Raw genomic sequence first — 14355 nt, 5'->3', positions numbered from 1 at the left:
CCTGGTTATTCCACTGTGACCGATTTAGCCAAGTTCCTAGGCTGATCAGGAGGGCAGCCTCTCGCAATTGCAGAGTAGTAGGCAAGTAGCTGCAAGGGAAGTACATTCAAAATCGGGCTGAGGATTTCAGGACAATCTGGAATTTCAAAGCAATAATCAGAAAGCTCTTTTGCTTCTTTATCTCCTTCTGTTACAATAGAGATAATAATTCCGCTCCTTGCCTTGATTTCCTGGATATTAGAAAGCATCTTAGAGTAAATTTCGCCCTTAGTCGCAATACAAACCACTGGAACTTCATCTGTGATAAGAGCAATCGGGCCGTGCTTAAATTCTCCGCCTGCATAACCTGAAGCATGAATATAAGAAACTTCTTTTAATTTCAGGGCGCCTTCTAGTGCGATCGGATGATTGTAAGTTCTCCCTAAAAAGACGAAATCCTTGGTTTTGGTAAAATTCATAACCCATTTTTCCAAAACGCTGGCCTGTTCTAAAATTCTTTCCATCTTATTCGGCAGAAGTCGTATTTCTTCGAGAAAGTATTTGAGTTCTTCGTCGGTCACGATCCACTTCAGTCGAGCCACATAGAGAGAGAACAAAAGTAAATTGATGACTTGAGCGGTGAACGCTTTCGTGCTTGCCACTCCAATTTCAGGACCTGCATCCGTTCTGATAAACGAATCGGATTCTCTAGCAATGGTAGAATTCACATTATTCACCAAAGAAACTACTTTGATAAATTTAGCCTTTGCTTCTAGTAAAGAAGCCAAAGTATCCGCGGTCTCCCCGGACTGAGATATCCCCATAATGAGAGTATCTCCTTCAACGACTGGATTTCTGTATCGAAACTCCGAAGAGGTTTCCGTATCAGTTTGTATCTTCGCGAAATTCTCTAAGTAATGCTTTCCTAGCATTCCTGCATAGTAGCTCGTTCCAGCCGCTTGGATGATGATTCGATTTACCCGCGAAAGAACATCTCTAGAAATCGTAGTCTCCGGAAATGCAATCTCTCCGTTTTCGCCCATCCTAGATTGGATGATTCTTCTGAAAATTCCAGGCTGTTCGTGGATCTCTTTGATCATATAATGTGGGTATCCGCCCTTATCCACATCCTCAAAACGAACTTCTTGCTTTTTGAATTCGATCGTTTTTTCGTTTCCGTCAAAGTCGAAGACTTTACATTCTGTTTTTGTAAAGTACCCCCATTCTTTCGAGTTCACATAATAAACTTCTCTGCAATTTCTTGTAAGCGGAGAAATATCAGATGCAAGGTAGTATTCTTCTCTTCCTTTGCCGACTAGCAAAGGTGCGCCGTCCTGCGCAAAATAAACCCGATCTGGTTCGTTATCAAAAACTACCGAGATTGCCCATTTCCCTTCGATCTTCTTGAATAACTCAATAAATGCTTCTCTATTTGTCTTTTTCTGCCTGCGACTTTCTGCGAGTAAATTAGGAAGTACTTCCGTATCCGTCAGGCTATGGAACACATGACCTTTCTTTTTTAGTTCCTGTTTAATACTTGAATAGTTTTCTATAATTCCATTGTGCACGACTGCTACGGAACCTGCGGAATCCGTATGTGGGTGGGCATTGGTTTGGTTCGGCTCCCCGTGTGTGGCCCACCTTGTATGGCCGATTCCGACATTTCCGCCAACCGGATATTCTTTTAGATAATTTTCTAAGTCTTTGATCTTGCCCTTTTGTTTTCTGACAAGAATTTCGCCTTTATCGAGTACTGCGATACCTGCCGAATCGTATCCTCTGTATTCTAGACTAATAAGCCCCACGATCAAAACTGATTCTACGTTTTTATCTCCGGCATAACCAACAATTCCACACATACTATTAGGAGTTCTCCATGATCCTTCCCGCTTTTTCCACGAGGAGGTTTAGGTCTTTCTTAGTCCTAGCTTCCGCAATCAAGCGGAGGATCGGTTCCGTATTCGAGGGTCTGATATGGACCCAAGAATCTTCTAAAGCCAAACGCAATCCATCTCGTGTATCTTCCTTGGATTCCGGAAAGGCATCCCTAAAACGAGAGTAGACATTTTCTGGCTTTTGTCCTGAAATTTTGTAAGCGACTTTGCGCATGTGAATTTCTGGAAGACCGTCCAGCACAGTATCGAGGTCTTCTCCCCTAAGGGCAAGCAGATTCAGTATATGAGCGACCCCTGACAAGGAATCTCTCCCGAAAGAAGGAATTTCTGGATCGATTACTCCACCATTTCCTTCTCCTCCAAAAACGGATTTCCGAAGAATCATTTCTGAAACAACGTTCGCTTCTCCCACCTTAGAACGGTAAGTCGGAATCGAATATTGCGATGCAGTCCATTCATTAATAAAACTTGTAGATAGATTCACAGTATAAGAGGCTTTCTTCGGAACCTTTTGGCTGTTTAAATAAGAAAGAAAACTGAGTGGAAGAGTATATTCCTCGGAAATCGCTCCTCTTTTTTTGGAGAGAACCACAAGTCTGTCTGCGTCTGGATCCAGGGCAAAACCAATATCTGCCTTGGACGCCTTCATCCGCTTGGAAGTTTGCTTCAGAGCGTCAGGAGTCGGCTCAGGTGGTCTTGGAAAAGTTCCATCCGGTTGGCAATGCAACGGAATGGTTTTGCAACCCAAACTGGCCAAAAGTTCCTGGAGTACAAAACTCCCTCCTCCATTGACTGCATCCAAGAGGACTGTATATTTTTGCTTTCGAATCGACTGTACATCGACCCTCTTCAGCACGGAATCGATATGTGCACGGATCCTGCCCTGCCCTTCTTCGATTTCCGCATTCGGTTTGAACTGGAATGGCTTGTAGGATTCATTTCGAACAATTTCCAAAATTGCTTCTAGATCAGCCGAACCGGTAAAGAATCCTTTGGGGCCGATCAACTTAAAGGCATTCCATACGATTGGATTGTGGGAGGCAGAAATCATGATTCCACCTCCTGCACCGGATTGGTTCACGACTGCCTTTACGGTAGGTGTAGGAACTACTCCAAGCCGGATCACCTTTTTGCCCATTCCTTGCAAGACACCAAGTGCAAGATTTTCTAAATATGCACCGCTGGGCCGGGAATCTCGACCGACAACAACGCTGTTTCCCTTTATCCAGGTTCCAAACGCGCGGAGGGAGTCGTAGATAATATCCGAACTGAATCCTGTGGGAATGATTCCTCGAATTCCGGAGACTGAGACCATCAGGTCCGGGTGCTGGAAGGCTGGTGGTTTATCGTTTAAAGCCATGGTTCCGAATAGAATCGCATGAAAAAAGACTTGGGCGATGACAGGATCGAACTGCCGACATCCTCCTTGTAAGGGAGGCGCTCTCCCAGCTGAGCTAATCGCCCGTTATGATAACGGTCTTAGGCTGTTGCTGCCTGGTTGTTAATGCGTTTCGCCATCCGACTCTTTTTGCGGTCCGCATTTCTAGAGTGAATGAGATTGCTTTTGGCTGCCTTATCAAGGAGGGAAGAATATTCCTTGAATAACGGTTGGACCGACTCTTTTTCGCCGTCCTTAAGTGCCTTTAGGAGCTTTTTGGCTTGGGTCCTAAGGCGGTTCCGGTTTTGCGAATTTGCCGCATTCCTGCGCTTTGTTCTCCGGATATCTTTTTCTGAAGATTTAATATTCGCCAAGGATTAACCTTCCTATCGAGGGATGGACCCAGGTTTTCGTACTGGGCTTGACTGTCAATCTTGAATTTGCAGGAAGTTTGCTCGAAAAGGCAGTTTGGCTAGCAAGGCGCGACTCCGGAGACTGCTTCGTCCGCCCTAGCAATTCTACAATTCAGCTCGAGAAATTGGTCTGCCCGAAGACCAGGGCTTAGTGTCCAACTCTCGGCACGGGAGATCTCTGCGTAGCTGTCAATTGCCCCGATTTCTTGAGCCATTTATTAGAACCTTACTAGACATTGCCACTTGGGTAATAAATTTCAGACTTGATTTTCTTTAGCGTACGTTATCTGTTTCTACATTACACTCTTTTGGAAATTTATTTTTTCGAATCGTGGGAAAGTTTTATCCCGATTTTATAAACAGCGTTGGTTTGCATTTTGTGGTCTCGTCCAATTGTTCATCTCTGATAAAGTGGAATACTGTCTATGATATCTAAAAAAGAACCGGAATACATCCTCGTAGACTCCATCAAGGAAATTGATCCAAATCGAATTTCATTAGCACAACTTGGAAATAAATACATGGATCGTCAGGGGAATCGATTCGCCGTTAGATTCAATAAAGAGAAAAGAAAAGCCGAACTGGTAAGAATCACTCTCCAGAAAATTTCAGATGCTTTACCTAGCCAACCGCACCGGCCAAAAACCTCCGTGAAACACGGCGTACACTTGGACTTGGACAAGCTTTCCAATTTGTTAAAATCAACAAAGCATCCCGCAGCAGAATGGGTGGACTCACTTGCAGAAAAAGTAATTCAGCACAAAGAGGCCATTACTTCCAAAAAGGAAAGTTCAGACAAACCAGGCAACGGCGATGTAGGAACTACTTCAGAAGCGGTTCCGACTTCTCCCCAGGTTAAAACAGCCGCGAACGCTGCCAACTCTCAAGACTTATTCGATTTATCTAAAGTAGACTTAAACATCATGGATAGAAGACCGGCTTCATCCAACACTCAAGCAGAAAGTGATGTCCCCTCGTTTATAGAATCGGATAGCAATCCAGATAACGAAGCCAAATTTATTCAGGATATTGTCAAAGAATTCAATCGGGTTCGTGAAAGAATCGAATCTGTATTGAATAATATCCGAAACTCTAAGGTTTTTGAAGTCACCGGAGATCCTTCGGAAAATAAGAATATCATCGGTAATATGAACCGAGAATACGATATCGAGTTCTTCCAAAAATTTGACAAGGCAGTGAATTATTATAAGGAACTTACTTCTTTTCCGCGATCGATTACTTATTATATTTCAAAATATGAAAGCTCGAGAAGGCAGGAACTGCAATCTAGATCAACCGACCAAGATCGGTTAAGCCTGGTAATTCGCTGGGAAATGCAAGAAATGCTCTCCTCTCTTGCTATAAAACTCAAAAAAATGATCCTCAACACTTTGAATGCACTCAATACCAAGAATGAAAACCATCTGAAGCAAGTTCCTTATAACCAACAGCAAATGTTTCGGGACGCGAGAAGTGCTTTACTTTATTGCTCGGATGATATAACTGCATTAGTGATCTCATTGCAGAAATGGATCGAAAATGACAGATAGGGAAGCCTCAAAATGGCTCTCAGTGACCAAGAAATTAAGTCCGTATTAGAAAAGCTCCGGGGAGAGTACCGAGATGGTGCCAAAAACGCCCCAAAATTATTTGATCTAAAAGCCTTTGAGCAAAGGTATACTCATATTCTCCAACATAGGGGAAATGTAGATCTGTTTCTGAAGGAAGAAGTGGATTTCCTTGAGAAGGTCAAAGCAAAACACCAAGAGCTACTCGAAAAAAGAAACGCTGCAAAAGGCGAAACGATTGGTAAAATTCTGAGTGAACACGAAGAAAAGTTACAAAAGTATCCGAAGATAGATTTTCATCCACTTGCAAGACCTGAGATGAGATATTTTTACGGAGCCATAGTCAACTTTGCGGAGACAGAACTGCCTGTCTTAATCCATATTTTTAGAGGAACGCCGGAGTTTGCCTCTTTCCAAGATGCAGTATCGGTTGTCGAGAGATTAGGTGTCACTCGTAGGGGAATGCCATCCCTCAGAATTTCTGAACATATCAAATCTTTGTTAGATGCAAATGGTAACCAGTCCGCGATGGAGAGAGATACTCAGAATATACTCAAAGAAGTTTCTATCGCATTGGCTGGTCTTGCGAAAAATGCCGTAGACTGTCTCACCAAAAATAGAGTCAGTGAACGTATGACTGTCCAGGTTTCGGACAGGGATTCTCCAAAGGCGGCAGAGGCTTATAAGAATTTGCTTTTCGCGATCGCGCTCGAGAAAATAATTGTCCGAGCGGAAAGTATCGTCCGGGACTTCCGTATGGGCGAGCTTGCCGGATTGGACCGACAATGAAACTCTCCATAGTTATCCCTTGTTACAACGAAAAACAAACCATCAAGAACATTCTGGAAACGGTTCGCAAGGTTCCGATCAAAGACAAAGAAATCATTCTCGTAGATGATTGTTCCGGTGATGGTACCAAGGAACTACTGCAAACCCCCGCCTACAAAAAGCTCGTAGATCAATTAATCTTGCATGATAAAAACCAAGGCAAGGGAGCAGCGCTTCGCACTGGATTTTTGGCGGCGAGAGGCGATATTGTAATCGTTCAGGACGCTGATCTGGAATACGATCCTATGGAAATTCCTACCGTAATCGATCCGATTTACAAGGGTAAGGCGGATGTAGTGTTTGGAAGCAGATTCATGGGAGGTCGTCCTCATCGAGTAGTCTATTACTGGCATAGATTAGGAAATCTTCTGCTAACTACTCTTTCCAACATGTTTACCAATATCAACCTCACCGACATGGAGACTTGCTACAAGGCCTTTCGTAGGGAAGTGATCCAATCCATACAGATTAAGGAAAATCGCTTCGGATTCGAGCCTGAGATTACCGCAAAAGTAGCTAAGATTCCGGGGATTCGGATCTACGAAGTTGGTATTTCCTATTACGGGCGCACTTACGCAGAGGGCAAAAAAATCGGCTGGAGGGATGGATTTCGGGCGATTTACTGCGTGCTTCGCTACAATTTATTTTCCTAATTTTTGAAAGTTTAAACTTTTCATTCTAGAAAATCTAGGCATCTTTGGTAACCGATCCACTTTGGGACCGAACTAAGCTTAGATCACAGGAGAAAAAGCTTTGAACCTCAGGCAATTCTTAACCATTTTCATTAGCGCATTCTTAGTATTAGGCGAACTTTACGCAGGAAATTTCCGCCTAGATAATTCGCACACTTCGATCGGATTTAAAGTAAAACACTTATCGATTTCCAACGTTTCGGGAAACTTTAAGGATTTCGCTGGCAAATTTTCTTTTGAAGAGAAGACTGGAAAACTTTCCGGATTGGAAGTCACAATAGATTCCGGGTCAATCAATACCAACGAACCGGACAGAGACAAGCATCTGCGCAGCAAAGACTTTTTCGACGCTGAAAAGTTTCCCAAGATCTCCTTTAAGGTAGCAGCAGCTTCTATTAGTAAATCAGGTATTTCTAAAGTAGATGGGGAGCTCACGATAAAAGGAGTCACTAAAACGGTGCAACTAGAGGTTACTTATTCCGGTTCCGCAAAAGATCCTTGGGGAAATATCCATCACGCATTCGAAGCCTCTACAAAGATCAACCGAAAAGATTTCGGTCTTACATGGAATAAGACTTTGGAATCCGGTGGTCTTTTGGTTGGAGAAGAAATTCTGATTAGAATCGAAGGTGAAGCGATCCCGGAATAGGCTTTTAAAATGATTAGAACTTAAATCGGTCTTTCAAGTTCCGCTTGAACGGACTCTTTTAGGGTAGGAATTCTTTTAACATTAGTAAATTAAAATTTTGATCCTTTCAATTTAGGAGAATGAAATGAAGCAAACCACAAAAAATTTAATTATCGGAGCAGCAGTTTCCGGCCTATTGGCAACCGGCACTTTTGCAGTTGATAGACCGTCAACCTCAGGGGACGAAAACGCTCAAGGAGAATGCCACGGTATTAACTCCTGCAAAGGAACCGGAGATTGCGGCGGAAAGGGACATTCTTGCGCGGGTAAAAATTCCTGTAAAGGGCAAGGCTGGATGTCTATGACCAAAAAAGAATGCGACGCCAAAAAAGGAACATTTAAAAAATCTTAATATTCGCATTGAATATCTTGAATAAATCCTCCTTGGAGCAAGCGGGAAAAAAAAGTGGAAACCGATTCTGGATTTGGTATTTCACTTTCTATAATCTCTGAAGCTTCGAGGAGGGTCTTCCCTTCTCTTAACAATCTTGCCAATTTAAATTCCCAGCCCGAAATAGATTCGGAACTGATTTCCGAACCTTTTTTCATCATTAATAGAAACTCTGGTTGATTCCATTCAAAGTTAAGTTCAGCAAAAGAATTCGATTTTCTATTCTTCCAAAATGGATAAACGCTGAATTCGTGTTCGCGAAAAATGACCGGCTGCACAAACTCGATTCGCATATCGATTACAGAAGAATCCTTCGGCAAGGATGGACTCCCCAGAAAACTCGATCCCTTCGAGTGAAACAAGTTCCGGAACTCCCACTCAAATTCCGCTAGCACCGGCAAGAACGGAAACTCTGACACCTCTAGTTTCAAAAATAACGAAAAGTCCAGACCGTAATCGGACAAATTGTACGAGGTTGATTTTGTTCTTTTAATATATTTTTCGCAAATGGAGAAAAAAGCCTCATCGCCTAACACGGACCAGACTGTTTCGTAAGTTTCTCCCAGGGATTCTTTCAATCTCACCAAATAACCCGATGAGTAAACTTCTAAGACAGTTTCTAACGAAACATTTTTGGAGGGTTGAATCTTGGCCAAAAAATCCTTCGAGACCGACTGCGAAGTCACTATCTTTGCGAATTCTAATCTAAAATTTTCTTCGTGATTCGCCGGCAATTTCACACAAGGCCTCCTTGCCCCGTCTTAGTATTTCCGTTTTCTAGCAATTTACGAATACTTAAAGCTTCCTTCTCCAAGGTTGCAAAGTTAGGCAGATCGCTATCCCATTCGACCAATACCGGGAGATTGTGAATTTTTGGGGAAAACTGACCCACGAGCTCGCGAACCTCCTGTGAGACGGGCTGTGAATGAGTATCGAATAGAAATTCTCCGGTATCCGTATAGCCCGCCAGGTGAACTTGCATTACAGATTCCCAAGCAATTTGGTTTAAATAGGTGGCTGGGTCGAACCCATGGTTTCTGGAGTTTACAAAAACATTATTAATATCTAATAAAATACCGCAGCCGGCACCCTTGGAAATTTGAGTTAAAAATTCCCACTCTGTCATTTCATCTTCGGTAAACCGGACATAGGTAGAAACATTCTCAAGAAGTATCGGACGCTTCAGAAATTCCTGGATGTATTGAACTCTCTCAATCGCCAACTGCAAAAATCCTTTGGTAAATGGAAACGGAAGTAGATCGTGTAAATACGAACCACCTTGAGAACTCCAGCAAAGATGATCCGAAACAAGAAAAGGCTCTATCCTTTGGATCAATTTTTTCCATCGCTCGAAATATTTCAAATTTGGAAAATCGCCGCCTAACAGCGAAAGAGCCACACCGTGCAGCGCAATCGGAAACCTACTTCGAATTTTTTCCAGGATTTCGATAGGTCTTCCTTCGGTATCCATATAATTTTCGGTGATCGCCTCAAACCAATTCACCTTTACAGAATCGCTCCGTAAGATCTCACTATAATGCTCAGATCTTAAGCCGACACCCAAACCTTTCATGAAGCTATCATAAAGTTCTGCTCGGTGCTGTAACTAACTTGTAGGAGATCCTACTCGAATTTTAAGATGAAATATCAGTTGAAAAAAATGCGAATGCGTGTTAGTAGGGCAACGGCGAGGCCGGGTGGTACCCGCCACCGGCCCCCCACCCACGGAAGGGCGGGGCCCTTCCCAAAAACCCCCAAGAAACAGCGATTCCGGCCTGAATCCTTCTTTGATAGAAAGGAAAGTTTTCGAATCTCAGTAACCGATCTTTCGAACAATTCGAATCATTCGTTATGAAACGAAATCTTTTTATAGCATTGCTTTGGTTAAGCTTCCTCTACTGCACTGGAGCACAGGTCGTGGATCCTGTTTACAAAGCCGACGGAGTAATAGCAATAAAGGGTGCGGATCCAGTTGCTTACTTTAAAGAGAATCGACCCGTGATAGGAGACAAGAATTTTCAGCTGGTTTGGAACGGAGCCAAATGGTATTTCTCCTCTCAAGCGAACCTGACAGCATTTGCAAAACATCCGGAAGATTTTGCTCCACAATACGGAGGATACTGTGCTTATGCGATGAGAGACGGTGAGACCTACGATATTGACCCCAAGGCTTGGGCGATTGTAAACGGAAAACTATATTTAAACTACAATGAAAAAGTAAACGGTTTTTGGAGCCGCGACATTCCGGGTAACATTGCGAAGGCGGACAAGCAATGGAACCTTTTACCTAAGAAAAAATAGCATTATTTTTTCGGAATAATGGTTTCTCGCGCAAGTTTTCATTCTGCGATTGTAGGGATGAAAGGCGGATGGATAGGAATATTCCATTTGTCTAAACTATTAAGCGTAGACCTTTATGAAACCTTCAGCTCGTGCTTCTCAAAAACCAATAATTTTACTCATATTCAGCCTGTTACTGATCTTTCTTTTCGATTGTTCGGCGGATCCAACAGTTTACATGCAAACTGTTCGAGGCTTTCACCAAACAAACGTTAGGCCTGAAATCAACCCGAACGACTCAGGTTCCGAAATAATTGTACGAAATACCGATAAACAGGTGTTATATTACAAAGTGGACTCTGATAGTAACCTGATTGATTTTGAAGATGGGGTCTTTTTTGTACAATTCGATTACGAGAATGAATTCCTAAAATCGATATCCTATTTTGGAAAGCAGGGAGAATTGCAGGGAGTTCTGGAATTCGGAGATACCGCAAGAATGGAATTCGAAATCAAAGATCCGAATCGCTTAAAAACGGACTTTAAGAAAATCGAAGAGCAGGATAAAGTCCAAAAATTCGAAAACAAGACCGTTATTAAGAAGTTCTATAATGCGAAAGGAAATTTCGTTTCCCAGCTGCCGATTACAAGTTCAGAATTTTGGCTGTACAATAAGCGGATTTGGGGAAAACCATAAAGGCAAATCAGCCTGTTCTCATTACGAGAAAATTATATGACGCGATGATCTTTTGCGTCATTTCTAATCCTTCCTTATTTATGTCCGGATGGTATTTCTTAATGAGTTCCTTATACTTCTTCCGAAGTTCCGACTTGCTATAATCTTCCGATAAGCCTAAAAATTCTCTGTGTTTTCGGACTTCACTATCTTCGGATTCAACCCTTGAATGCCTTCTCGAGTGTGATTTTTTCTTCTTCTTATTTTCTTCGTGTCTGAACCTTCCGAAGATTTCGTAGTAAGCTCGGTCCCGATACTCAGAAGTGATTTCCCTTAATAAAAAGACCTTAGTATTTAGAATTCGAAAGAAATAGTTCTTAAGGAAGACATCAGCACCATAATCAGGTAAGATCGATTTTCTCTCCAAAAATTCACTGATTCCGTTGCTTACTAACCTCTCCAAGTTAAACTTATCATCAAAATAGGAATCGAATGCGTCCTCGAACCTTTTTGTAGAAGAGATTAGGAGCAGAAGTAGTTCCCGATCCAATTCATGTTTTTCAAGCTTGGATCTAACGAGCTCCCTGAGATGATCTCGCAACTCTTCCAAATAAGAGTCGTCAAAATAAACGCCTGCTCTAGCAAACTCGTGCTCTAGGCCTTCTAACTTTAGAATTTTTGAAAGTAGTTTTACAAGTAGATCCGCTTGAGTCTCTTTGAATCCTTGCGCGGCCCTCGATGCTTGGTGCACTTCACCTCTAAGCGTATAAAGGATTTTGTAATAATCTTCCCTGCGGATTCCTAAAATCTCAATGATCTTTTCGGACGAAATGAACCACTCGCAATCAGTACAGGAGGATTGAATTTCAAAAAGTATATCTTCTAACGAAGATCTAACTTGTTCAAAACTCCGGACACTCACCGTACTAACCCTTTAATAAAGCCTGCCTTTTTTATCAGACTTGTCCAATCCTTTTCCCAAAACGATATTCTAAATGCTAACTCATGTTTTTTCAAGTGCTGTAGATTCCACCTGCAAACCAGTTGACCAGGTATGTCTAATCGTAGTCTTCGCAAAAACAGATCTTAAAAAAGATTTGATCCGTGCTAGCCCTCCTCAGACTTTTCCCTTTATGCTCCCATTGATCACGGTGCTCGGTTGTTTTTTTCTCTACTTTTTAGGTTATCGTTATTACTCAGGTTATCTTTCAAGATCCATCTTCCAGTTGAAGGATACTCGAGGCGATACACCTGCGCACAAATTCAATGACGGCTTGGATTATTTGCCTACCAAGCCCGCGATTTTGTTCGGCCACCATTATGCTTCCATTGCAGGTTTGGCCCCGATACTTGGCCCTGCAGTCGCGGTGATCTGGGGCTGGCTACCCGCTATGGCCTGGGTAGTTTTAGGCGCAATTTTTATCGGTTGCGTGCACGATTTCGGTGCCCTGGTCGTTTCTGTTCGCAACCAAGGAAAATCGATCGGACAAGTCGCACAAGACCTACTGGGTTCAAGAGCGAGAAGTTTATTTCACGTGATCATCTTCTTCTTGGTATCGTTGGCCATGGGGGTTTTTGTCATAGTTCTGGCTGAAATGTTTTCGGCAGATCCAAAATTGAAGCCTATTCCACAAATACAGACTCAACATTCGGAGCAGACTCAGACCAAGCCTTCGATCAAGGACGATACACATCCTTCCGAAATCCGAATCGAAACACAGGAATCTCCGATCAAGTTGAGGAGCCATTTCCCGGAAGCGGTCCTGCCTACTGTTGCAATCATGTTCTTTGCCATTGCGGTTGGCTATCTACATTATAAAAAAGATATAAATCTAACCCCTCTGACCGTGGTCAGTGTTACATTAACATTGGCTGTTATGGTTCTGGGAATGCGCGAAGACTTTTTGACTTGGACCGGTCTGAATGATTCGAGTAGATCCCCCGGGGTAGTAAGCTGGAAATATTTTCTTTTAGCCTATTCCTTTCTAGCTTCCGTGACTCCGATTTGGCTTTTGCTCCAAAGCCGTGATTATATTAATTCATTTCTTCTTTATTTAGGAATTATCGCGATCTATGTAGGTTTTTTTCTAGGAAGCGTCACGAACCAATTTCCGAGTTTTAATGCGGAGCCGATACGGGCAGAATCGATCGGCCTTGATCTAGTTCCCTTCGTATTTATTACGATCGCTTGCGGCGCGGTTTCGGGTTTTCACGCACTTGTCAGTTCCGGGACCACGGCAAAACAGCTGGATCGAGAAGTTGATTCCAGACCAATCGGCTACGGTGGTATGATGGGGGAATCGCTACTAGGGCTTACATCAGTCGTCGCTTGTACGATCGGATTCGCTTCTGCAGATGAATGGTCCTCTTTCTATAAATCTTGGTCCGGAATTCAAGGCTTGGCCCCACAAGTAGGAGCTTACATTTACGGAACTGGGCGATTCATTTCACAACTAGGATTCAGCGAACAGTTCGCACAAGGGTTCATCGCTTTGATCGTTGTCAGCTTCGCGCTCACATCTCTAGATTCCGCCACAAGACTTCTCAGATACAATATCGATGAAATCGCGGAAAGCACTGGAGTTCCATGGATTATCAAGATTTTTGCAAATCGTTACATCTCTAGTATGATCGCTTGTGCCGCCATTGGATTTTTTGCCTTTTTGGAAATCGAGCAGGATGGAAAAAAGAAAGCGGCAGGCTTGGCACTTTGGAAACTCTTTGGAACTACAAACCAACTATTGGCCGGACTTGCACTGATCGTAGTTACGATCTATCTGCTCTATTCCAAACGAAAAACTATCTATACATTTATTCCGATGGTTTTCGTGTTAGGAGCAACACTCTGGGCAATGGTCGCCAATTTTATCGATTTTCTATACGGAAAATCACCCAACTATCTACTTGCCTCGGTAGGAGGAATTCTTATCCTACTAACTTTATGGCTCTTAGTTGAGGCATTGCTTGCCTGGAGGCGATTTCGAAGTTTATGAAATATTGCAGTGACTGCGGTGCGGAAGTCTCGTTTATCGTTCCAGCGGGCGATACCCTACCCAGATTTGTCTGCAATCAATGTGGAACCATACACTATCAAAATCCGAAAATCATCGTAGGATCTATTCCGATTTGGGAAGGTAAGATTCTACTCTGCAAAAGAGCCATCGAGCCCAGAAAAGGCTTCTGGACTTTGCCTGCTGGCTTTTTGGAAAACAAAGAAACTGTAGAAGAAGGCGCTGCAAGAGAAACGAATGAGGAAGCAAACGCAGAGATAGAAATCCTTAGGCTACATACTGTTTATAGTATCCCTCATATCAGCCAGGTCTATATGTTCTTTCTTGCAAAACTAGTGGGTGGCGAATTTAGTGCGAGCCCAGAATCGGAAGAAGTAAAACTTTTTTTGCCCGACGAAATTCCCTGGGATGAAATCGCTTTCGGCTCGGTTACATACGCTCTCAAAAAATATATCGAAGGTTCGGAAAGCGGCGAGCAGGGAACCCACCTAGGATCTCTGCGAAGAAGTCCAAGACATCATTAGATCAGGAAAAACCGATGCAATTTTTCCTACTA

16 protein-coding genes and 1 tRNA gene are annotated in these 14355 nt (G+C 42.9%); 9 read left to right on the top strand and 8 right to left on the bottom strand.

Annotated features, from left to right (window positions below):
- Positions 1–5: 5 nt before the first annotated feature.
- The 5 genes from glmS to CH373_RS18655 form a co-directional block, all read right to left on the bottom strand.
- A complete protein-coding gene (glmS, locus tag CH373_RS10900; RefSeq protein ID WP_100713759.1) occupies positions 6–1838 on the bottom strand; it encodes a glutamine--fructose-6-phosphate transaminase (isomerizing) in 1833 nt (610 codons plus the stop codon).
- 4 nt (positions 1839–1842) lie between these two features.
- A complete protein-coding gene (gene glmM / locus CH373_RS10895; protein ID WP_100713760.1) occupies positions 1843–3234 on the bottom strand; it encodes a phosphoglucosamine mutase in 1392 nt (463 codons plus the stop codon).
- Positions 3235–3265: 31 nt separating this feature from the next.
- Positions 3266–3338: transfer RNA gene (locus CH373_RS10890), tRNA-Val, on the bottom strand.
- A 15-nt stretch (positions 3339–3353) separates the two neighbouring features.
- Positions 3354–3626 carry a 30S ribosomal protein S20 gene (gene rpsT, locus CH373_RS10885; RefSeq protein WP_100713761.1) on the bottom strand — a complete coding sequence of 91 codons (273 nt, stop codon included), beginning with the start codon at positions 3624–3626 and terminating at the stop codon, positions 3354–3356.
- A gap of 98 nt (positions 3627–3724) precedes the next feature.
- Positions 3725–3880, bottom strand: a complete 156-nt coding sequence (locus CH373_RS18655) for a hypothetical protein (protein WP_165778816.1) — start codon at positions 3878–3880, stop codon at positions 3725–3727.
- Between the two features lie 210 nt (positions 3881–4090).
- On the opposite strand from CH373_RS18655, the gene CH373_RS10880 reads away from it, so the two are divergent.
- The 5 genes from CH373_RS10880 (at position 4091) to bufA2 (ending at position 7793) form a co-directional block, all read left to right on the top strand.
- On the top strand, positions 4091–5215 hold the full coding sequence (locus tag CH373_RS10880; protein WP_100713762.1) for an LIC_10450 family protein: 1125 nt from the start codon (positions 4091–4093) through the stop codon (positions 5213–5215).
- Between the two features lie 12 nt (positions 5216–5227).
- Complete coding sequence (locus CH373_RS10875; protein WP_100713763.1) at positions 5228–6022, top strand: hypothetical protein; 795 nt, start codon at positions 5228–5230, stop codon at positions 6020–6022.
- Positions 6019–6714: a glycosyltransferase family 2 protein gene (locus tag CH373_RS10870; RefSeq protein WP_100713764.1), complete on the top strand. Its 696-nt coding sequence runs from the start codon at positions 6019–6021 to the stop codon at positions 6712–6714. The genes CH373_RS10875 and CH373_RS10870 overlap by 4 nt, the downstream gene beginning before the upstream one ends.
- A 100-nt stretch (positions 6715–6814) precedes the next feature.
- Positions 6815–7402, top strand: a complete 588-nt coding sequence (locus CH373_RS10865) for a YceI family protein (protein ID WP_100713765.1) — start codon at positions 6815–6817, stop codon at positions 7400–7402.
- Between the two features lie 124 nt (positions 7403–7526).
- On the top strand, positions 7527–7793 hold the full coding sequence (gene bufA2, locus CH373_RS10860) for a BufA2 family periplasmic bufferin-type metallophore (RefSeq protein WP_100713766.1): 267 nt from the start codon (positions 7527–7529) through the stop codon (positions 7791–7793).
- Here bufA2 and CH373_RS10855 read toward each other — a convergent pair.
- Both CH373_RS10855 and bufB read right to left on the bottom strand, forming a co-directional pair.
- Entirely contained in the window at positions 7790–8572 is a 783-nt protein-coding gene (locus CH373_RS10855; RefSeq protein ID WP_100713767.1) for an HvfC/BufC N-terminal domain-containing protein, read from the bottom strand. The two genes, bufA2 and CH373_RS10855, sit on opposite strands and share 4 nt — an antisense overlap.
- Entirely contained in the window at positions 8569–9405 is an 837-nt protein-coding gene (gene bufB, locus CH373_RS10850) for an MNIO family bufferin maturase (RefSeq protein WP_100713768.1), read from the bottom strand. The genes CH373_RS10855 and bufB overlap by 4 nt, the downstream gene beginning before the upstream one ends.
- 278 nt (positions 9406–9683) lie before the next feature.
- Here bufB and CH373_RS10845 point away from each other — a divergent pair, with 278 nt between their 5' ends.
- Positions 9684–10133, top strand: coding sequence for a YHS domain-containing (seleno)protein (locus tag CH373_RS10845; RefSeq protein ID WP_100713769.1), 450 nt, complete (start codon positions 9684–9686; stop codon positions 10131–10133).
- A gap of 217 nt (positions 10134–10350) precedes the next feature.
- Positions 10351–10809, top strand: a complete 459-nt coding sequence (locus tag CH373_RS10840) for a hypothetical protein (protein ID WP_125169972.1) — start codon at positions 10351–10353, stop codon at positions 10807–10809.
- A gap of 7 nt (positions 10810–10816) precedes the next feature.
- On the opposite strand, the gene CH373_RS10835 is transcribed toward CH373_RS10840, so the two are convergent.
- Positions 10817–11710 (bottom strand): DnaJ domain-containing protein, encoded by an 894-nt coding sequence (locus CH373_RS10835; RefSeq protein ID WP_100713771.1) that lies wholly within the window; start codon positions 11708–11710, stop codon positions 10817–10819.
- Positions 11711–11921: 211 nt separating this feature from the next.
- Between CH373_RS10835 and CH373_RS10830 the strand changes: the two genes are divergently transcribed.
- On the top strand, positions 11922–13781 hold the full coding sequence (locus CH373_RS10830; RefSeq protein ID WP_100713835.1) for a carbon starvation CstA family protein: 1860 nt from the start codon (positions 11922–11924) through the stop codon (positions 13779–13781).
- Positions 13778–14323 carry an NUDIX hydrolase gene (locus CH373_RS10825; protein WP_100713772.1) on the top strand — a complete coding sequence of 182 codons (546 nt, stop codon included), beginning with the start codon at positions 13778–13780 and terminating at the stop codon, positions 14321–14323. Before CH373_RS10830 ends, CH373_RS10825 begins: the two co-directional genes overlap by 4 nt.
- Positions 14324–14355 lie beyond the last annotated feature (32 nt).

It is taken from the genome of Leptospira perolatii (assembly GCF_002811875.1).
Taxonomy (GTDB): domain Bacteria; phylum Spirochaetota; class Leptospiria; order Leptospirales; family Leptospiraceae; genus Leptospira_B; species Leptospira_B perolatii.
Note: the sequence above shows the minus strand (reverse complement) of the source record. Positions and strands in the feature narration are given on the sequence as shown.